Source organism: Bradyrhizobium sp. SZCCHNR1098, from assembly GCF_032489375.1.
In the GTDB taxonomy this organism is placed as follows: domain Bacteria; phylum Pseudomonadota; class Alphaproteobacteria; order Rhizobiales; family Xanthobacteraceae; genus Bradyrhizobium.
On sequence record NZ_JAUEXY010000021.1, the window covers coordinates 48,592 to 67,548 of the forward strand.

Below are 18,957 nucleotides of genomic sequence, written 5' to 3' on the forward strand. Positions count from 1 at the left end.
TTCGCCGGCCGCCCACGGTACGCGGCCCTAGTTCTGCGCCCGCAACTCGGCAATGTCCCTTGCGGTCAGCGACGAACCCTTCGCGCCGAAGCGGCCGGTCACGTAGTTGGCCACCGCGGCGATCTCATCGTCGGAGAACGCACGCCCGAATGACGGCATCGAGAGCGCGCTATCGACGGGAGTCAGGCGCCTTGTTCCGCTGATAACGATCTGAGCCACGTTCGTAGCGTTCGGGTCGTTGACGGCGGCACTCCCGGTCAACGTCGCGAACTTCGAGACTGCGCTCTCGCCACTCCAACCGTGGCAGCTCGCGCAGGCGCCTTCGAAGATCTTCTTGCCGAGGAGGCTCGCGGTGACGCCATCCTTGTGAGATGCCGGAGCAGGTACGGGCTTCGGCGAGGGACTCGACGAGGTCGCCGGCGGAACGCTCCGCAGGAACGTGACCACCGCCTCGATGTCGGCCTTGGCCATCTTGCTGAAAGAGTGATCGACGGCCTCGCCCATCGGACCCGATGCGGTGCCGCGTCCGGAGACGTGTCCGACACCGAGATAGGAAGCGATTTCGTCGTCGCTCCAGCCGCCGAGGCCGGTTGACTTGTCGGAAGATATATCCGTGGCCTGCCAGCCTGCGACCGGCGCCCCGGCGAACTTCTTCCGGTTATCGAGCGCAAACCCGATGTTGCGCGGCGTGTGGCATTCGCCGCAATGGGCCAGCGCTTCGGCCAGGTAGGCGCCCCGATTCCATTTCAGGGTCTGCGACACGTCGGGCCGGAAGCGCTCGTCGCGATTGAACACCAACGACCAGAAAGTCATGGCCCAACGCTGGCTGAACGGAAACAGCAACGTGTTCTCCGGCGGCACCGAGCGCACCGACGGCAGGCTGAAGAGATAGGCCTTGATCGCAAGCGCGTCTGCGTCCGTGACCAGAGTGTAAGCCGTGTACGGCATGGCCGGGTAAAGTCGCGCGCCGTCGCGGCGTACGCCGCGATGCATCGCGTCGAGGAACTCCTGATCGGTGTACTTGCCGATGCCCGTCTCCGGATCCGGCGTGATGTTGGTCGAGTACATGGTGCCGAACGGAAGCTTGAACGCGAAGCCGCCAGCATATTTCTTGCCGCCCGGCGCAGTATGACAGACTACGCAGTCCGCTGCCTCAGTGAGATATTTGCCGCGCTCTATGAGGCTGGCCTGCCTCAACTCGGCAGGCACGCCCGTCGGATCGCCGTGCTCATAGTCAACCACTAGGACGTTCTTGCCGCCGCTGAAGGCCAGCGGACCGGGCCCGCGTACGTACCAGACGGCGCCGAGCGCAACGACGGCGCCCACAACGACAACGCCGGCTGCCCATTTCAAGAGTCCGGCTTTTACAACCATGATTTCTTCTCCGCGATCAAAGCCCGGTCGATCGGAAGACGGCGCAATGCGACACCCGTCGCCGCATAGATCGCGTTACGCAGCGCGGGAGGCCCTCCGACGACAGCGGCCTCACCGATCCCGCCCGGCGCCTCTCCGCTTTTTACCAGGTGGACGTCGATTTTCGGGGCCTGGTCGATGCGGAGCATTCGATAGTCATGGAAATTCGACTGCTGGACCCTGCCCTTCTCCAGAGTGATTTCGCCATACAGAGCGGCGGTCAGGCCGAAGATCATGCCCCCCTCGACCTGCGCAACGACCGTGTCCGGATTGACGGCGAGGCCGCAATCCACTGCGAGGGTCACCCGGCGAATGTAGACGTCCCCGCCGGTATCCACTTCGGCCTCGACGACGGTCGCGATCGACGTATTGAAGGTGGGTTGTACGCTGACGCCGCGGCCGACGCGCGGCGGCAAAGGCTGGCCCCAGAGCGACTTTTCCGCCGCGAGATCCAGCACGTGCCGGATTCGCGGCGTCTTCCCTAGCATGTCGCGCCGGAACGCGACCGGGTCCTTATTCGCCTTCCGCGCCAATTCGTCCATGAAGCATTCGATCGCGAACACGTTGTTGTTCGGCCCCACCCCGCGCCAAAAGCCGGTCGGCACGGCGGCTGGTTCAACGCGGACGTACTCCACCTGAACATTCGGAATGTCGTAGGGCGTATCGACCGCGCTGTCGACGGCATCGATGTCAATGCCCTGATTGAAGGCCGGCGGCAGGAAGCGCGCAATCACCGACGAACCGGCGACGCGGTACTTCAGCGCGATGACCTTTTCGCCTGACATTCGCGCTGAAATGCTGTCGCGGTAGACGGGACGGTAGATGTCGTGTTGCACGTCCTCTTCGCGGGTCCACACGATCTTGACGGGTCCATCGACCTCGCCGCCGATCCGCACCGCGACGGCGATCATGTCAACTTCGAGCCTGCGCCCGAATCCGCCGCCGAGCAGATGCTGGTGGATCGTTACCATCTCTTCCGGAAGTCCGGTCGCTTTCGCCGCCACGGACCGGGCTCGGGCAATGATCTGCGTTCCCACCCAGATATCGCACGACGTCGGCGTGACGTGGACCGTGCAGTTGAGAGGCTCCATCGTCGCGTGCGCAAGGAACGGCATTTCGTACGAGGCATCGTACGTCTCGCCCAAATAGAGCACCTTGGTGACGTCTCCGACGGATTTTGCGACGACGCCCTCGCCCTCGCTCGCTGCACGGAGATGCTCCCATATGTCCTTGGAGCTGACGTTGGCGTTCGTGCCTTCGTCCCATGTGATGTCCAGAGCTTCGAGCCCTCGTTTGGCGGCCCACATATGATCTCCGACGACGGCGACGAGATCGTCCAACGCAATGATTTGCTGTACACCAGCGATCTTCCTCGCGCCCTCGTCCTCGACCTTCACCACCTTGCCGCCGAAGACCGGGCACTGCGCCAAGGTCGCGAATTTCAAGCCGGGCATCATGGTGTCGATGCTGTAGATCGTCTTGCCATTGACCTTGTCCGTGGTGTCGAGGCGCTTCAGTGGCTTGCCGATCAGGACGAAGTCCTTGGGGTCCTTGAGCGCAACGTCGCCGGGTACCGCAATCTTTTTCGCGGCATCGAGGAGGTCGCCATATCCCGTTTGTCGACCGCTTTCCTTGTGAACGACCGCTCCGTTGATCGTGCTGCAGCTCTCCGCTGCGACGTGCCACTGGTCGGCGGCTGCCCTGACAAGAATGGCCCGTGTGGCGGCGCCGGCTTTCCGGAGAGGCGTCCAGAACGCGCGGACCGAGGTCGATCCGCCTGTCGCTTGGAGCCCGAGCAATGGATTGGTATAGAGCTTCTCGTCCGGAGGAGCATGCTCCAATGCGACCTGGGACAGGTTCGCATCGAGTTCCTCCGCAAGGATTGTGGCAACGGCCGTGTATATGCCTTGACCCATTTCGACTTGCGGCATCATCAGCGTCACCTGGCCGGTCCCGTCGATCCGGATATAGGCGTTCGGGGCGAACGCTGCGCCGTCCGGTCCCTTCTGCACGGGCCCGGCGGCCCGGACCGGGAGATGGAAGGCGAAGACGAAGGCCGAAGCCAATGCGCCACCAAGAACGTGACGACGCGAGATGTCAGACAGTTCGATGGATCCGGTCATGAGGTCACCTAAGCCTTCTGAGCGGCCGCCGCCTGCTTGATGGCGGCACGGATGCGCACATAAGTGCCGCAGCGACAGATGTTGCCGGCCATGGCAGCGTCGATATCGGAATCGTCCGGATCCGGCGTCGACAGCAGGAGCGCCGCCGCCGACATGATCTGGCCGGACTGGCAGTAGCCGCACTGCACCACCTCAAGGTCGAGCCAGGCCTTCTGGACCCTGGCACCTATAAGCGTTGAGCCGATGCCCTCGATGGTGGTTATCGTTCGGCCTTGAACATTGCCGACGGGCAGCACGCAAGAGCGCACCGGCTTTCCGTCGACATGCACCGTGCAGGCGCCGCATTGCGCCATGCCGCATCCGAATTTAGTACCCGTGATGCCGAGTATGTCGCGCAACACCCACAGCAGGGGCATTTCGGGTGGCGCTTCGAAGGACCTGTCCTCACCGTTGATGTTCAGCGTGGTTGCCATGTGAGCTCCTGCCGTTTTCTGAGGCGAGTTTGGCGCGATAAAGACGCGCCGGGCTTTGTCGCTTTATGAGACCACGTCCAAAGGATGCGACGTGACGGCGGTTCTCGTCGCGAGCTCGTCGATTCTTGATGCATACTCCCGAAAGTGGGGAGTTGCCCGATGGGCCTCTACCGAAGCAGCATCCTTGTAGAGCTCGTCGATGATGAAATTGGTCTTGTCGCTCTGATCCTGCCAGAGATCCCATCGAAGATTGCCCGGCTCCGACCGGCTATGGTTCGCCAGCCCCCGCAGCAGAGCGATCAGTTCGCTCGCCCTGCCAGGCTTAGCCTTCAATAGCGCCGTCGTTTTCATGTGAGAGGCCACTGATCCCTCCTGTCGGCTGGCCTTGTCTCGCGGCGGCAATCCGCCGTTCAGTCAGGCGGATGCGGCTACGCCGGACCTGTGCCGGGCCGTTGCCTTGTCGAGCGCCTTGACCAGCATCTCACCGACCCCATGATCGGAGCGCAGATTCTGGCCGGTGATGAGTTCACGATCGACGATCACGTGCGGCTCGAAATCGACGTTCGTCATAATCACGTCACCTCCCGCTGCGCTTGGCGCCTGGGGCATCGTGAAATACATCTTGCCGTGCAGGATTTCCCTTTCCACCCATGTCTCCTCGGAAGCGGAAAAGATCGTCATCAGGTATCCGGCGTAGGGCCAGCTCCTGCGCGTCTATATTGTCACCTTCCATCAGGGCTGCGCGAAGTTCTACCGGACGCGACATCGCCGAGACGAGCGCAATCGGATCATGGCAGAGAAGCGCCGTCGGTTTCGAACAATCGTGGAAATGTCGAAGTACCTCGCCCATCTGGGAGTCCTGCATCAGGTCGACCACCGGCGCCTGGTCGCCCGGCACGAAGACGCCCGCATAGCCGTCCCGTCCCTTCTCGATCACGGCACCCAGGGGGCTGGATCTGGTTCATCGCAGGATCATTCATCCAGAACGCCCTGGCGCGGGCATAAGCGGCAGCATCGCCGCCCAAATGCGCGCCGGAGTCCGAGGCCTTGTCCATGTGAGGTTTGGTGCCGTCCGGTGTGGCGAGCTGAATATCATAACCGGCGCCCTGCAGGGCCATGCTCGGAACGACGGTCTCGTTCAGATAGTTTCCGGTCGGCCCCCATTTGCCGCCCTGGACTTCGATCTGGGTCGCATTGGATCCGACGACAAGCACCTTCGTCTTGCTCATGGTACCGCCCTTCCGTTCGTTCTTGAATTTGCCGCAGCGGCCCAAGTCGAGCACCATTGCCGTGGTCACACATAATCGGAAGCGGCAACAGGCGCCCGTAAAGAGATGTAAAACGTCGGCAGCGAAGGCGCCGCGCAGACAATTCGCCTTCCGACTCGGAGCCCGTATTTTTCGGCGATCGATTTTTCTCGATTTACAAATCGCTATTCGCCCGTGGGGGCTCGGCGACATACAGTCGATGAACCGCGTTTGCAAATTGGCGAGGCGCCAAGACGGTGTCGCGCCGGCACCATCAACACCGGAGGTTCATATGCGAATCAGGGAAGCACTTCAGGCGGGGCCGCTAGGATTCGGCACCGCTCCGCTCGGCAACATGTATCGGGCCATTCCGGAGGATGAGGCGCTCGCGACGGTGGATGCAGCCTGGGACGCAGGCACCCGCTTCTTCGATACCGCACCATTCTACGGAGCGGGACTGGCGGAGATCCGCCTCGGCAAAGCGCTCTCCAAACGACCCCGCAGCGACTACGTTCTCAGCTCGAAGGTCGGGCGGCTGATCCTCGACGGGGTCGAAGATCCGAGCGAGCGGGATTACGGCGAAAAGGGCGACATTTTTAAACACGGCCGTCTCAACAAGGTCGTTCCCGATTACTCGTACGACGGCACGATGAGGTCAATCGAGGACAGCCTCGGGCGCATGAATATCGGTCATATGGATTTCGTCTGGGTTCACGATATCGCCCAGGATTTCTACGGCGACGGATGGCTTGCGATGTTTGAAACCGCCCGAACGGGCGCCTTCCGGGCTCTTTCCAGGCTGCGCGACGAAGGCGTTATCAAGGGCTGGGGTCTTGGCGTGAACAAAGTGGAGCCTGTGGAGCTCCTGCTCGGGCTCGCCGAGGCTGAGCCGGATGCCACCCTGCTGGCCGGCCGCTACACTCTTCTCGACCACGAGCTGGCGCTGCAGCGGCTGATGCCCACGGCGCAGCGCAGGAAGGTCGACATCGTGATCGGTGGTCCCTACAGCTCCGGCGTGCTCGCTGGCGGCCGTCACTTCGAATACGGTGCGGTGCCGCCTGCGATCGCGAACAAGGTCGAGAAAGTCTCCGCGCTCTGCGCGGAATACGACATACCCATCAAAGCGGCGGCGCTCCACTTCTCTTTGGCGCACCCGGCGTCGGCCGCGGTCATCCCCGGGGCCAGCAAGCCCGGGCGTATCTTCGAAGACCACGCGGCGCTGAAGACCAGAGTCCCTGCCGAATTCTGGCGTGAACTTCGAAAGAGAGGCCTGGTTTCTGCGGAGGCGCCTCTGCCGATCGATCGATAAGCCTCGACGTCGGCGGCCGCGCTCCACACCTGTAAATCCGGCGGATGCAAGTTTTACACGATGTCACACCGATTTAATTGATGCTGAGGATTTGTGGTTCTACCCTCGCTATCAGTTCAGAAATCTTGACGACTTTGGCTTTCAGAAAGTCCGGCCCCCCAAGCGCGCGTCCTTTCAAAGCCAAATGCTCTGCGGATGGCGGCGCGCCATGCGTAGGTCGGGGCGCAAGCCGCCCGAGCTCCTCCCCTTGGGGCGCCCCGATCGTCATTTTTCTCACATTCCGTCGCGGCTCGCCGCGTGAACGTTTGGAGACGACAATGATTCCAGCCCGCATACCAACATCCGATTCCGCATCAGCCCTGGCACTGCGAAATACTACCTCAGCCGCCGACGCGCTCAACACAATCCTGGCGGACATGCTCGCGCTCTACTTCAAAACCAAGAATTTTCATTGGCACATGGCCGGCCCGCACTTTCGCGACTATCATCTGCTGCTTGACGAGCAGGCGACGGAAATCTTCTCGGTCGTCGACGACATCGCCGAGCGGCTTCGCAAGACGGGAAATACCACCCTGCGGTCGATTGGAGACATCGCTCGCCGGCAGACGATCAAGGACAATGACGCCGAATTCGTACCGGCAGCCGACATGCTCGCCGAACTCCGCGAAGACAATTTCGCGCTGGTTCGTGCGTTTCGGGAGGCGAAAGTGCTCGTCGATGAAGCCAGGGACAACGGTACTTCGGGACTGCTGGACGGCTGGACTGACCAGGCAGAGCGGCGAGCGTGGTTTCTCTTCGAAGCCTCAAGAACTGCCTGATGCTGGCAGCAATCGGGGTGTAGATTGATTAGGCACACCCCGAAAAGCACGCGCCGTTATTGCGCGGCTTTGATGGTCAAATCGGCAGGTTGATTTGTGCCGCCACACGACATCTCCGTGCACACGGATATTCGTAGTCAATCTCGGAGAACCCAAACGAAAAGCCGCCTGAAGGCGGCTTGATTTGGTCCCGCGGCTCGCCGACCGACACGTCTCGGTCTAGAGCGCGTTGTTTCTCTCCAGAATCGGATTCCCAAGGGAGGCAATCTCTGATTCAAGCTTCATGCTGGGGTGCGGAGGCCAGCATGGATGACGCGACCGTATTCGGAGGATATCCGTGAGGTTGCTCTGGCGCGGGCAGATGCCGGCGAGAGCGTGCGCTCGATTGCAGCCAGTCTCCAGATCAGCCCGTCCTGCATCCCGAAATGGAAGAAGCTGAGGCAGGAGACCGGCGATATCACACCTGGCAAGATCGGCGGTCACAAGAAGCCAGTTCTATCTGGAGACAACGCCGATTGGTTGCGTCAACGCATCCGCTCGGGGCCTTTCACGCTGCGTCAATTGACAAAGGAGCTGGCGGCCCGCGGGATAAAAACAGATGTTCGCGCGGTGTGGACCTTCGTACATGCTGAAGGGCTGAGCTTTAAAAAAAACGACCCGCGCAGCCGAACAGGATCGTCCAGACGTCGCTCGTAAGCGGACGCGCCGGAAAGCTCACCAGGACAAGATTGACGTCTCCCGATTGGTCTTTATCGACGAGACTTGGATCAAGACCAACATGGCGCCGCTCCGCGGCTGGGGGCCACGCGGACAACGTCTGGAGGCGTCCGTTCCCTTCGGCCACTGGAAGACCATGACCTTCATCGCGGCCCTGCGCCATGATCGGATCACGGCGCCGTGGGTCATTGACTGTCCCATCAATGGCGAACTCTTCACACTCTATGTTGAGAATGAATTGGCTCCGACCTTAGCCAAGGGAGACATCGTGATTCTCGACAATCTCGGAAGTCACAAAGGAAAGCGAGCTCGCGAAATCATCCGCGCCAGAGGAGCGCATCTGCTCTTCCTGCCGCCCTATAGCCCCGACCTCAATCCGATCGAGCAGGTCTTCGCCAAGCTCAAGCACCTCATGCGAGCTGCAGAACCGCGCACTATCGAGGAAACTTGGCGAAAGGCCGGAAGGCTCCTCGACCTCTTCTCCGCAGAGGAGTGTGCGAACTATCTCAAAAACTCAGGATATGTCTCCGTATAAAAACATCATGCTCTAGAGCGACGACGACGCTTTGGCGATGAACTCGGCAACGACATCGGGTCGAGAGAGCATCGGCACATGCGAGATTTCCAGCACCAGGGTCTGGGCGCCCCTTCGCTTTGCGGACTCGCGCTCAACACCGGAAGGAATAGTCTGATCTTGCGCGGCCACGATGTACCAGTTTGGTTTAGAGCGCCATGTCGCCGCCGTGATCTTGTCGCCGAAACACTTGACTGCAAGCGGGCCCTGGGCCGCCTACACGATATCGGCTTCATCCGACGGGATGTCCTGCACGAAGTGCTTGCGGACCCCCTCGAGGGTCAATGCGACGTATCCCTCGCCATATGGCTTGATTTCGGTCGCCGCGGGCGCCGGCGTGTAGTCCTTCCAGTCGGCGAACGACTGACCGCTGTCCGGCGCTCCGGCCGAGATATAAACAAGACCCTTCACCTGAGGATGGTTGCCGGCCTCTGTAATGACAGCCCCCCCCCAAGAGTGACCGACGAGGAGAACCGGACCTTCCTGCATCCCAATGACCCGGTGGGTAGCCGTAACATCATCCGCCAGCGAGCCGAGCGGATTTTGAACGGCGATCGCTTTCAAAGCACGCTTCGTGAGCAGCGGAATGACCTTTGTCCAACAAGAACCGTCCGCGAAAGCGCCATGCACAAGAACGATGGTCTTTATGGCCACGATGACTACTCTCTGTTGAGGCTGTTTCAAGACATGCCGACCAGTGTGGCGGTCGGCAACATCGCTTGCGGCAGCGCTGCTACTCCGCCGCCTTGATGATCAGCTCGGAGACCTCTTTCGGGAACGCCAGCATCGCGACATGGCTCGGGGGCATCTCGATCGCGGTAGCATTAGCGGCTTTCACCTGGTCCTTCTCCATTTGCGGCGGGATGATGGCGTCCTTGGTCGCAACGACCATGAAGGTCGGCTTCTCCCGCCATGCTGCCTCGCTGATCGTCGCGCCGGGCGCTCTGATGTGGAATGGTCCCTGCGTCGCGGCTACGACGGACTGCTCCTTGGGCGGAAGGTCGGCTGCGAAATATTTCCTGATGCCTTCCTCGCTGATCGTGAGATATCCGTCCGGCTCCTTGACGAAGGTTTTCAGGCTCTCGGGATCCGGATATTTCGAAGTCGCGCTCTTCACTGACTCGCCCTTGTCCGGCCCGTGGGCCGCCAGATAGACCAGTGATTTGACCTTGTCGTCGTTTCCCGCCTCGGTGATGACGGCACCGGCCCAACAATGGCCGACGAGCACGACGGGGCCTTCCGCGTTCCGAATCGCCCGTTTGGTCGCAGCGACGTCGTTGTCCAGAGAGTCGAGCGGATCCTGAACTGCGACTACCTTGAGCCCCGCCTTTTGAGATAGGGGATAACTTTCTCCCCAGCTCGACCCGTCGGCGAACGCACTGTGGAGAAGGACTGCGGTCCTGGCCTTGAGCTCGGCAGCCAAATCGCAGTCATCCCGCTCAGGAGAGCCAAGCCCAAAGCGATTTTGTAGGGGTTTCATAGCTGCGTTTCCTTTTCTTTGCTGGAGATGTCGGCCGCGACAGAACTGGTCATGGCGATCTATCGATCGAACCGAGGTCGTGTGGTCAATAGAGGCGCTGGAGCCGAGCAAAACCAGTATAAAGATGCGCCCGACCGGTCAGCGGCGCCCAATGCGCGGTGGCGAGCCTGCGCCCAGCACTCCGCTTGCTCCGGCATGCTTCTCACAGGCGTCGACGATTAGTTTCGGCACGATCAGACCGAAACTCAATGCGAGGGTGATCATCGCGGCGTTGGCGCCGTCGACCAGGATCGCCGCAATAAGATCCTGCGTCACCTGAGCTTGGGTGGTGACCTGCAGCAGCCCCGCTGCCATCCTGAAAAGATAGACTCCAGGAATCATCGACACGACGGCGGCGAATCCGATGGCGGCAAACGGCATGTTGTCGCGTCGTGCGACCGGCGTCAGCGTCAGACCCACGACCAAGGCCGCAACCAACGCGCCGGTCGCGGCGCCGGCTCCGAACTGCGTGATCGCGACCCATCGCGACGCGTGGGCGACCATGCCGACCCCGACCGGCCACGGCAGCATACGGAACGGCGCTGAGAAGAACACGCAGTAGGCTGCGACTGCCACGCCCGCTGCGACGACGTCTCTCCACAACGACGCGATGCGACCAGGCGGTTCGATCGGCAACGACGCGCCGAAGCAGGCCAGCCCGAGCAACAATCCCGCCGAAATCGCCGCAACGACCAGGATCGCATAAAGCAGGCGCGACGCGCCGAGCGACAACCGCCCGCGGGCCAAGTCGATCATTCCGTTCAGGAAATGCGGACCCGGCACCAGCACCATGCAGGGGCAGACCGCGACCAAGCGCAGCGACGAACTCACCTGATAGCGGACCGCCAATCCACCGATCAGACCGGCCAGCAGCGCCGCGCAAAACGGTTGCAGAAATAGATTTTCGCTCAAGCGCGCCAAGCCTCGCCGCAGCAAGGCGCCGAGGCAACCGCCGACGAAGATCAAGCCCGCGGCAGCAACATGTTGGACGCCGAAGATGACGGCTAGCGCCAAGCTGCCGGCCCCCGCGGCGAGCATGAAGAGCCACGTCGGCGAGGGACGCAATCGCGCGATCGCATCTATTGTCGTGGCGGCGGTATCGGGCCCCAGACGTCCCGCCTCCACGTCGCAGATGGCACGGATGACGGAGGCCACCCGGTCCATCTCGACGCCCGTAGGGTTCGCCGAGGCTTGGTACAGGAATGTGCGGGCATCCTCGACTACAGAGAGAGTTAGCTCGCCCCACCGAGTGATGAGGGTCGCGCTCAAACCGAGCGCACGCGCAAGCCGCGAGGCCGCAGCAATGGTCTGTTCCGTAGACTGACCGCTTACGTAGAGCACCTCTGCGAACGCGAGCACCAGCCTCGCCCGCCGCTCGCAGTTCAGCGGCGCGTACTCGGTGCTCTCTTCCGTAGGTTCACCCTGCGGCGGATTGTCCCGGAGCCGGCGCGACATTGGGCCTCACCATCTTTGCGGGATCGACGACACGATCGAACTCCGCTTCGTCGACGAAGCCGAGTTTCAGCGTAGCCTCCTTGAGCGTAAGATCGTTGTCCATGGCGAAATGGGCAATCCTGGATGCCTTGTCATAGCCTATGACAGGCGAGAGCGCGGTCACCAACATCAGCGAGCGCTCGACGAACTCCTTGATCCTCTTCAGGTTCGGCTTGGTGCCCTCGACCAGAAACCTGCGGAAATTGGTGCAGCCGTCGGTCATGATCGTGATCGAGTGCGTGATGTTGTGGATCATCAGAGGCTTGTACACGTTCATCTCGAGGTAACCGCCACCGCCGCCGAAGCCGACGGCGACGTCGTTGCCCATCACCTGAACGGCGATCATGGCGAGCGCCTCGCACTGTGTCGGATTGACCTTGCCCGGCATGATCGAAGAGCCGGGTTCATTCTCAGGGATATTGAGCTCGGCGAAGCCGGCTCGAGGACCGCACGACATCAGGCGAATGTCGTTGGCGATCTTGTAAAGCGACACCGCGAGCGTCCGCATCGTTCCGGAGAGCTGCACCAGCGCATCGTGCGCCCCCTGAACGGCGAACTTGTTCGGGGCGGTGACGAAGGGCAGGCCCGTGAACCTAGCGATCTCCGCTGCCGCTGCCTCGGCAAAGCCCGGCGCCGAGTTGATGCCGGTGCCCACCGCGGTCCCGCCGAGGGCAAGACGGTAGACGCCTTTTAGTGCGTCCTCAAGCCGTTCCAGATCGTCCGACAGCATCCCGGCGTAGCCTGACCATTCCTGGCCCAACGTCAGCGGCGTCGCGTCCTGCATGTGGGTGCGGCCGATCTTGACGATGTCATCCCATTCCGCTGCCTTGGCTGCAATCGCGTCGCGCAATTGCGCAACCGCCGGAACGAGCCGCTGCTTCACGTTGACGGCCGCTGCGATGCACATCGCTGAAGGAAAGGAATCGTTCGACGACTGCGCCATGTTGACGTGGTCGTTGGGGTGAACCGGAGCGTGGCTTCCGAGCGGCGTGCCGGCGAGCTGACAGCAGCGGTTCGAGACCACCTCGTTGACGTTCATGTTGAACTGCGTACCGCTGCCGGTCATCCAAACGTGCAGCGGAAACATGTCGTGGTATCGCCCGGCCAAGATTTCATCGCAACTCTGCACGATCAGTTCATGGGGTCTGTCGTCCAGCCGTCCGCCGGCATGATTGGCGACCGCCGCGGCCCTTTTCAGGGTCGCGTAGGCGGTGATCATTTCGCGCGGGATCAGATCGTGTCCGATGCTGAAATGTTCGAGCGAGCGTTGGGTCTGCGCGCCCCAGAGCTTGTCCGACGCAACCTTGACATGGCCAAGGCTGTCGCTTTCGGTGCGGTAGTCGGTCATATCATTCTCTTTTTTTGGTATGGATCGTTGCGCCCCTTGATCGCAAGGGACGCAAAGCGCCGATCTCACTCAGCCGGCGGCCTGCACGGCGACGGCGGTTTCGATGGGCGTCGCCCCCTCCGTCAACTCCAGGATTTTGCGCCGCAAGGCCGGCGTATGTATCACTTGCGCCATGGTTGCCGCTACGTCGTCACGACTGATGTTGGTGTGGAACTCGGCGGGCCCCAGGCTGACAGCGCCGACGCCGGGCTCATTGTTGAGCGAGGACGGCCGTATGATGACCCAGTCCAGCTCGGTTCGCGACAATTCCACGTCGGCACGCTTCTTGACTGCGATGTAGTGCTCGAAGCTTTCGCCCCATCCTTCCCGGCGACCGGCTTCGGGAAACACCGAGACCAGGACGAAGCGCTCGACTCCAGCCCGCCTGGCGGCGGCGATCGATTTGGTCACGCCGTCGCCGTCGACCATATCGATCATGGCATCGCTGTCGGCATCGCCCGCGCCGGCCGAGAACACAATGACGTCACTCCCGGAGAAATGGTGCGCCAGCTTCGTCTGATCCATTCGGACGAGATCGCCATGCGTGCCGGCAACCCCGATCGAGCGCAGCTTTTCACCTTGGTCGACCCGGCGATACAGGCCGTCGACCTCATCGCCTCGCCGTTTGAGCAGGCTCGCCAGTCTGAATCCGGTCTCTCCGGAAATGCCGACAATGAAGATTCTCACGCGCGTCCCCGTCTGGCCTACAGCTTCTCGACGAACACCGTCTTGATGTTGCAGAACTCCCGAATGCCGAACTCCGACACTTCCCTGCCGTAGCCGCTGTTCTTCACGCCGCCGAACGGCAGCCTGGGATCGGACCGAACGTTCTGATTGACGAAGGCCGCTCCCGCTTCCAACTCCTCGGCCGCGATGCGCTCGCCCCTTTCCGTGTCGGCGGTTATGATCGCGGATCCCAATCCGAACTCGCTCGCATTCACGATACGAATCGCGTCTCGCTCGTCCTTTGCGGATATGACCGCGGCGACTGGGCCGAACAGCTCCTCGTCATGGGCCGCCTGGCCCGGCAAAACGTTCGTCAGGATCGTTGCCGGGAACCACGCGCCGGCGCGCTTCGGGACGTCGCCGCCCAACAGGACTTGGGCGCCGTTTTTGACGCTTTGCCGGACCTGGCTTGCGATCTGGTCCCGCGAATGCACGCTTTCCATCGGTCCAAGAAGGGTATTGGGATCGTTGGGATCTCCCATTTCGAAGCGCTTCATCTCCTCGACCAGGGCGCGCTCAAAAGCCTGCTTGACGCTCTCGACCACAACAAAGCGCTTGGCCGCAATACAGCTCTGGCCCCCATTCACCATGCGACCGCGCGCACAGATCCTGGCGGCGGCGACCGGATCGGCATCGTCGAGCACGATATAACCGTCCGAGCCGCCGAGTTCATAGACGCCTTTCTTCATGACGCCGCCCGCGATCGCCGCAACCGACTTCCCTGCAGCAACACTGCCGGTCAGCGTTACTGCGGCGATGTGCGGATCTTCGATCAGCGGCCGCAAGTCCTTCGAAGACAGCAGCACGGTCCGGAACAAGTCGGCGGGAAATCCTGCTAGCTTGAATATCTCCTCCAGCGCCAAGGCGCAGCCCGGTACGTTGGAGGCGTGCTTCAAGACACCACCGTTGCCGGCCATCAGATGCGGCGCGGCGAACCGGATAACCTGCCAGAACGGAAAATTCCACGGCATCACCGCAAGGATGACGCCAAGCGGATTGAAAGTCGCGAACGCTTTAGGCGGCGCGCCCGGGCCGGCATAGCCAGCGCTCATATCGAGAGGCTTCGGTTTAAGGAACCCTTCCGCGGACTCCGCGAAATAGTCGCAGCAGGACGCACATTTCTCGAGCTCGGCAAGACCGTCGGTGACCGGTTTGCCCATCTCCTCCGTCATCAGCTTGGCATAGCGCGTGCGATTGTCGCGAATGACCTCCGCGGCCTTTTTCATCAAGGGAGCGCGCTCCTTGAAGCTCGCTCGGCGCCATACGACTTGCGCGCGATGAACATCGGTCGCAATCGACAACGCCTGGTCCCCGGTATGCCCCGGATAGGCAGCTCCCTTCTCGCCAGTCGCTGGATTGACCGTTTGGAAGAGATTGGGTGCAGCTACTGCGATCGCTCTCTCTTCCGCCATATGTCGCTCTCCTGCTTTCTGTGGCTCTTCGCGTTCACATTGCCAGCGACTCTTCAGCGAGCAAGTAAAGCGAGGTAAAATCAACTTTCACGGCGTCCGTCGCATCCGGGCGGTGGCGTTGGGCCGGTGCGGGAGGCGCGTCCGGAGACGCCGTTCTTTGGTCTGAGCTCACGCAGCGGCTCCGCCTTCGGCCGGGGCCGCCGCGCCCGGAGGCCAGGGGCGTCCGGCCGTCTCAGTGAAGCCCGCCAGGCGATCCGTTACCGGGGATCGAGATCAGGGTCGTGGCGCCGCCCTCTCCGAGCACGCCACCAAGCATTTTGAGCTCACCGGGCACCCCATCATCGAAGGCTACGACCCGCCGGAAGGCTGGGGCTGGTGTTATCGCGACGAGGTATTCATAGACCTCGACGGGCCGACGCCGCAGTTCGGTCCGATACCGCGGTTCGTACCCGGACGATCTGAAACAAATGCCACACGAAGCCAGGCGCAGCGCGCGCCCTCAAACGCGAGTTTGGGCCTGACCGGATACTTCCACCTGATCGACTCTCGGTTCCAAGGCCCCTATTATCGGAGGAAATGGGCCTAGCAATGGAATGCCGGCCTGACGCGAAGAAATCAGGCGGGGACGCTTTCACCCTTCTCCCCGCGGGAGCCTAGAGTAGTGGCGCTGCGCGCCTCGCCCAGCGCGATGGTCTCCTCGACCCGGGCGTCCGCCTCCGCAGGCAGTGCGCCCCAATCGGCCCGCAGCGTCTCGGACCTTCCTCGGGTCTGACTCAGCTTGAACATCGGGCCGCGGCGCGGATCCGGACGCAAAACCCACCCAGCGGGGCCAGGCAGCCGGCTTCGAGCTCAGATCGTGACCTGTCTCCAACATCCACGATGCTAAGTCGCCGCAGGCCAACGAAAGTCGCGAAGCCGCACCGCACATGCAGGTCTGCCGCGTTTGACCAGCGGCCTGAACCTTACAGCGAACGTGCGACGTTTGCCGCGTAGGCTCTCGTCGTCTCAAGCAGGCGGAACATTGGCGCATCACCTGCCCTTTCCACCGCGAGAAACGATTTGTCCAGAAGGCTGTAGAATACCTCCGCGGGGAGCTGGCCTGCGCTCCCGCCACAGCTTGCAATGGCACGTTCGGCCGTAAAAGAGCCGCGAAGAGCCGCGAGGTGCACCAGCATCCGCTGCTCTTGGTCCGACAGCAGGCCATAACTCCAATCGAAGGCTGCGGCGAGGGTACGATGCCTGGGCAGAGCGGTCCGGCGCCCCTTTGTCAGAATGGTGAAGCGATTGTCGAGGCGGGAAGCAATTTCGCGGAGTCCTAGTTCCGCAACCCGGGCCGCGGCGAGCTCGAGCGCGAGAGGTATGCCGTCCAGCCTCCGACAAATTTCAGCTATTTTCGGTAGATCCCGCCGGCACGGTTGAAACCTGGTCGTCGACCTAACACGCTCGATGAACAAGGACACCGCCGAGAAGTTGTTCAGGTGTCTCTCGTCGATCTCCTGTCCCTCCCCCGGAAACATCAACGAGGGCAGGCTGTGGATCCATTCTCCCGCGGCACGCAGCGTCTCTCGGCTGGTTACAAGCAATCTCAGGCCAGGGCATCGACCCAGCAGTGTCTCAGCCAGCATGGCGATGTCCTCCACGATATGCTCGCAAGTGTCGAGCACCAAAAGGGCATCATCGGCTCCAACGCGTGCGCAGAGCCCGTCCATGAAATCTCGTTCCGTCATTGGATGCAACGCTTCAGCGATGACCCGAATTGCTGCTGAGCCGTCGTTGACGTTCGACAAATCGATAAACCGGACCAAGCCCCGAAAATTCTCCGCGTACCGCTTGACCGTCGCGATCGCAACAGTCGTCTTGCCGATCCCGCCAGGACCGGTGATTGTGACCAGGCGGCTTTCCTCCAATGCATCTTCGATGATCCTGATCGCATCATCCCGCCCCACGATTTTGCCGGCGAGGATGGGCAGCGTTGGACTTGGTTGGGCCCTTGAGCCGGTCGATCCTTCCCCACCCGGATGATGGCGCACGGGCAGGACGAAGCAATAACCCCGGTTCGGTACCGTATTGATGGCGCAGTTCGCCTCCTCCCATTGCGACAGGATCTTTCTGAGGATGTTAATCTGCACGCGCACATTTGCTTCCTCGACCGTCACATTGGGCCAGACTAGGCGCATCAGGTCAGCGAAGCCCACCACGTCGCCGGCTCGGGCTACCAGCAAACAAAGCAAGTCGAGCGCCCGCCCTCCAATTGCGATGCGGTCTGCCCCACGCACGAGAGCCCGCCGTTTCGGAAGCAGTCGAAAGCCCGCGAATTCGTAGCACTCCTCCGCGATCAGTTCGGGATCAAAAATGGGAGCTCCATCAGCAGAAAGCGGATCGAAACCGATGAACTGCCTAGCTGCCGTCGCCGGCCCAAGATTAAGTCCCTCCTGTTTGATGTGAACGACCCCGGCTTGGTCCGAGGCAAGCACCCTGAGAGGCGTGTTCATCGAAGTTTCTCCTTGCTTCTTCGAGCAGAGCGTCAGAACACTAGGCGTACGCCTGCAGTGTGATGGCCAGTCTGTCGAAGGCCAACATCGCAAGGGTCTCTCCGACCCACACCTTGGTATATGCCTCTTGCTGTCGTTCCAGCACCTTAGTTTAATGCGAGCCGGCGCAACTTATGATATCGAGTGTAACCCGTTGATGTGTGGCCCGCGCAAATGGCTCAAGCGAACGAAACACCTACCGTACACGTCATCGATGACGATGACTCGGTGCGCCTGATGCTCGATAGCTTGCTGCGGTCGGTTTGGTTCAATGTCCGTAGCTACGGCACCACGCAGGAGTTCCTGAAGGAGAGCCCACCGGAAGGACCCGGCTGCATCGTTCTGGACATTCGCCTTCCAGGAATCAACGGCCTGGATTTCCAAGAGCAGCTCCAAGAAATCGGGGTGAGATTGCCCGTGGTGTTGATGACCGGACACGGCGATATCCCGATGAGCGTCAGAGGAATGAAGGCCGGTGCCGTCGACTTCCTGCCGAAGCCATTCCGAGACCAAGACATGATCGATGCGGTCACGATGGCGATCAATCGCGATCTTGTGCGGCGCTCGACCGAAGACTTTGCGATGGCCGCCGCCGAACGGTTCGCGGCGCTCTCCTTGCGCGAGCGCGAAGTGATGATGCTGGTGACGTCCGGCAAGCTGAACAAGCAGGTCGCCGGCGACCTCGGCCTCAGCGAGATCACGGTCAAGATGCATCGCGGTGCAGTGATGCGCAAAATGCAAGCCCATTCCCTTGCGGAACTAGTTCGCATGGCAGATGCCCTCAAGGATAAGACGCGCTGAGGTCGACTAGGACCATCCAACTTCGCAGGCGGCGACAGAAATGATCTCCATTGTTGATGATGACCTCGCCGTACGGGAGATGCTGGTCTCTCTAACCCGATCCCTTGGATACGACGCTTTCGCCTTCGCATCTGCCGAAGATTTTCTCGCATCAGTTGATTTCGAACGCTTCACTTGCGCGATCACTGATATTCATATGCCTGGAATGAGCGGCTTCGAGTTGCAGGAATGCCTTCAAAAGCTCGAACGCTCTCTTCCTCTCATCATGATAACGGCACGCACCGAACCAGACCTCGAGAAGAAAGCGCTTTCCGGAGGCGCGATCGGCTTTCTCCGAAAACCCATCGACGTCGAAAAGTTGCTCGGCTTCATCGAACGCGCGCTGAGTGCCTGAATCCTCTGCATACTACTGC

General features: G+C 61.4%; 17 protein-coding genes and 1 pseudogene. 5 read left to right on the forward strand and 13 right to left on the reverse strand.

Annotation, left to right across the window (positions count from 1 at the left end):
- Positions 1 to 27 precede the first annotated feature (27 nt).
- The 6 genes from QX135_RS31410 to QX135_RS31435 form a co-directional block, all read right to left on the reverse strand.
- On the reverse strand, positions 28 to 1,374 hold the full coding sequence (locus QX135_RS31410; RefSeq protein ID WP_315744950.1) for a cytochrome c: 1,347 nt from the start codon (positions 1,372 to 1,374) through the stop codon (positions 28 to 30).
- Positions 1,365 to 3,536 (reverse strand): xanthine dehydrogenase family protein molybdopterin-binding subunit, encoded by a 2,172-nt coding sequence (locus tag QX135_RS31415; RefSeq protein WP_315747834.1) that lies wholly within the window; start codon positions 3,534 to 3,536, stop codon positions 1,365 to 1,367. Before QX135_RS31415 ends, QX135_RS31410 begins: the two co-directional genes overlap by 10 nt.
- Before the next feature lie 8 nt (positions 3,537 to 3,544).
- Entirely contained in the window at positions 3,545 to 4,009 is a 465-nt protein-coding gene (locus QX135_RS31420) for a (2Fe-2S)-binding protein (protein WP_315744954.1), read from the reverse strand.
- A gap of 63 nt (positions 4,010 to 4,072) precedes the next feature.
- Positions 4,073 to 4,372: a putative quinol monooxygenase gene (locus QX135_RS31425; protein WP_316196505.1), complete on the reverse strand. Its 300-nt coding sequence runs from the start codon at positions 4,370 to 4,372 to the stop codon at positions 4,073 to 4,075.
- A gap of 51 nt (positions 4,373 to 4,423) precedes the next feature.
- On the reverse strand, positions 4,424 to 4,690 hold the full coding sequence (locus QX135_RS31430; RefSeq protein ID WP_315744957.1) for a hypothetical protein: 267 nt from the start codon (positions 4,688 to 4,690) through the stop codon (positions 4,424 to 4,426).
- 107 nt (positions 4,691 to 4,797) lie between these two features.
- On the reverse strand, positions 4,798 to 5,238 hold the full coding sequence (locus QX135_RS31435; RefSeq protein ID WP_316196506.1) for a hypothetical protein: 441 nt from the start codon (positions 5,236 to 5,238) through the stop codon (positions 4,798 to 4,800).
- 310 nt (positions 5,239 to 5,548) lie between these two features.
- On the opposite strand from QX135_RS31435, the gene QX135_RS31440 reads away from it, so the two are divergent.
- From QX135_RS31440 to QX135_RS31450, 3 genes are all read left to right on the forward strand, one after another.
- Positions 5,549 to 6,565 (forward strand): aldo/keto reductase, encoded by a 1,017-nt coding sequence (locus QX135_RS31440; protein WP_315744959.1) that lies wholly within the window; start codon positions 5,549 to 5,551, stop codon positions 6,563 to 6,565.
- A gap of 317 nt (positions 6,566 to 6,882) precedes the next feature.
- Positions 6,883 to 7,383, forward strand: a complete 501-nt coding sequence (locus QX135_RS31445; protein WP_315744961.1) for a DNA starvation/stationary phase protection protein — start codon at positions 6,883 to 6,885, stop codon at positions 7,381 to 7,383.
- Between the two features lie 309 nt (positions 7,384 to 7,692).
- Positions 7,693 to 8,635 (forward strand): IS630 family transposase gene (locus tag QX135_RS31450; protein WP_315744963.1). Its coding sequence is split into 2 segments (ribosomal slippage): positions 7,693 to 8,028 and positions 8,030 to 8,635, totalling 942 coding nucleotides; the frame shifts between segments, so codons are not numbered across the junction.
- Positions 8,636 to 8,647: 12 nt separating this feature from the next.
- Here the strand turns inward: QX135_RS31450 and QX135_RS32480 are convergent.
- The 7 genes and pseudogenes from QX135_RS32480 to QX135_RS31485 all read right to left on the reverse strand — a co-directional run bounded on the left by QX135_RS32480 (position 8,648) and on the right by QX135_RS31485 (position 17,704).
- Positions 8,648 to 9,328, reverse strand: a pseudogene (locus QX135_RS32480) (alpha/beta hydrolase).
- Positions 9,329 to 9,407: 79 nt separating this feature from the next.
- The gene (locus QX135_RS31460) at positions 9,408 to 10,154 is read right to left on the reverse strand and encodes an alpha/beta hydrolase (RefSeq protein ID WP_315744965.1); all 747 of its coding nucleotides are present in this window, start codon (positions 10,152 to 10,154) and stop codon (positions 9,408 to 9,410) included.
- Positions 10,155 to 10,292: 138 nt separating this feature from the next.
- Entirely contained in the window at positions 10,293 to 11,648 is a 1,356-nt protein-coding gene (locus QX135_RS31465; protein WP_315744966.1) for a threonine/serine exporter ThrE family protein, read from the reverse strand.
- Positions 11,611 to 13,035 carry a class II fumarate hydratase gene (gene fumC, locus QX135_RS31470; RefSeq protein ID WP_315744968.1) on the reverse strand — a complete coding sequence of 475 codons (1,425 nt, stop codon included), beginning with the start codon at positions 13,033 to 13,035 and terminating at the stop codon, positions 11,611 to 11,613. The genes QX135_RS31465 and fumC overlap by 38 nt, the downstream gene beginning before the upstream one ends.
- Before the next feature lie 69 nt (positions 13,036 to 13,104).
- Positions 13,105 to 13,761 carry an NAD(P)H-binding protein gene (locus tag QX135_RS31475; protein WP_315744970.1) on the reverse strand — a complete coding sequence of 219 codons (657 nt, stop codon included), beginning with the start codon at positions 13,759 to 13,761 and terminating at the stop codon, positions 13,105 to 13,107.
- Between the two features lie 17 nt (positions 13,762 to 13,778).
- The gene (locus tag QX135_RS31480) at positions 13,779 to 15,212 is read right to left on the reverse strand and encodes an NAD-dependent succinate-semialdehyde dehydrogenase (RefSeq protein WP_315744972.1); all 1,434 of its coding nucleotides are present in this window, start codon (positions 15,210 to 15,212) and stop codon (positions 13,779 to 13,781) included.
- 962 nt (positions 15,213 to 16,174) lie between these two features.
- Positions 16,175 to 17,704: an ATP-binding protein gene (locus QX135_RS31485; RefSeq protein ID WP_315744974.1), complete on the reverse strand. Its 1,530-nt coding sequence runs from the start codon at positions 17,702 to 17,704 to the stop codon at positions 16,175 to 16,177.
- A 213-nt stretch (positions 17,705 to 17,917) separates the two neighbouring features.
- Between QX135_RS31485 and QX135_RS31490 the strand changes: the two genes are divergently transcribed.
- Positions 17,918 to 18,544 carry a response regulator transcription factor gene (locus tag QX135_RS31490; RefSeq protein ID WP_315744975.1) on the forward strand — a complete coding sequence of 209 codons (627 nt, stop codon included), beginning with the start codon at positions 17,918 to 17,920 and terminating at the stop codon, positions 18,542 to 18,544.
- Positions 18,545 to 18,584: 40 nt separating this feature from the next.
- Entirely contained in the window at positions 18,585 to 18,938 is a 354-nt protein-coding gene (locus QX135_RS31495; RefSeq protein WP_315744976.1) for a response regulator transcription factor, read from the forward strand.
- Positions 18,939 to 18,957 lie beyond the last annotated feature (19 nt).